The sequence below is a fragment of the Psychrobacter sp. 1Y4 genome (assembly GCF_051847555.1).
The window spans coordinates 1-1179 of the sequence record NZ_JBPYDE010000106.1 but is presented as its reverse complement, the minus strand read 5'-3'; the positions used below and the strand labels follow the sequence as shown (position 1 = coordinate 1179).

The 1179-nt window shown below is 44.9% G+C and carries 1 protein-coding gene and 1 pseudogene; both read right to left on the bottom strand.

Annotated features, from left to right (window positions below):
• Positions 1-330, bottom strand: a pseudogene (locus tag ACS8FC_RS14545) (NADH-quinone oxidoreductase subunit M); the annotation flags it as partial.
• A gap of 2 nt (positions 331-332) precedes the next feature.
• The coding region (locus tag ACS8FC_RS14540) for a proton-conducting transporter transmembrane domain-containing protein (RefSeq protein WP_439297285.1) at positions 333-1179 on the bottom strand (847 nt) is incomplete at its 5' end.

Sequence of the window (1179 nt, the reverse complement as noted above, 5' to 3'; positions counted from 1 at the left end):
ACCAAGCAAGCCTGTTAAGGCTACCATCATCAGTGATAAACCATCTAGCGCCAAGTGAAAGCTAATACCGAAACTTGGTATCCATGGCACACTAAATTCAGCGACCCAAGGCACTGTAGCATCTGGCGCGATAACCTGCTTACTCATACCGCTAAAATCACCTTGCTGCCAAAGCACTAATGACAAAGCAAAGGTCAACATCATACCGATCAAGGCAATCCAGCGCGGCAGACGTTTATTAAATCGCTCTACCAACCAGCATAGCAATCCTGCAATAAAAGGAATTGCGATTAATGCTGGTAGCATCCACGTTTGTTGTAACTCAATCATCTTTACACCACCGTCATCATTACCAGCACCAGCAATACAGCCATACCCAAGCCAAAGCTTGTGGCATAACCTCGAAGTGACCCTGTTTGCGTCGCAGACAATACTTTATTACCTGCTGAGGCCAGCTTAGGCAAGATATACCACGTTTTATCGATAGGATCGGCTTTTAATAAGCGGCCGATGAACAAAAAGGGTTTTACAAAAATTATATCGTATAGCGCATCAAAACCTAGACCGTGATAGCACCAGTGATACAGCGCCCCACCGATACGTGAGCGCTTAAAGCTCGTGAGCATACGTCCTTTATTGACCACATATAATAGTGCCGCCAATATCAAACCTGCTGCCATTGCACCCATCGCGATATACTCTGCGGTGTGCTTAGCATGCGCTTGACCCGCGACTTCTAATAAATGACCCATGCTCTCTGGTAATACACCTTGTAGTGGCGGTGTAATCCAAGCACCAACAGCAGTAGACAATACAAGTAATACCGTCAAAGGCAACCAATAAGACACCCCTGATAGTTTATGCGCATGGGTTTTTTCTTCACCGAAGAATATAATCCAAATCATACGGAATGTATAAATCGCGGTTAAGAACGCGCCGAATACACCCATATAGAATAGTACTAAGTGACCTGTTGCATACGTCTCCCAAAGAATCGCTTCTTTAGAATAAAAGCCAACGGTAACCCAAGGTATCGCAGCGAGCGCACCACCACCGATGATATAACACCAAAATACTAATGGTATCTTTTTGCGCAGACCGCCCATCTTAAAGATGTCTTGCTCATGGTGTACCGCAAGAATGACCGCACCTGATGATAAGAACAGTAATGCTTTAAAG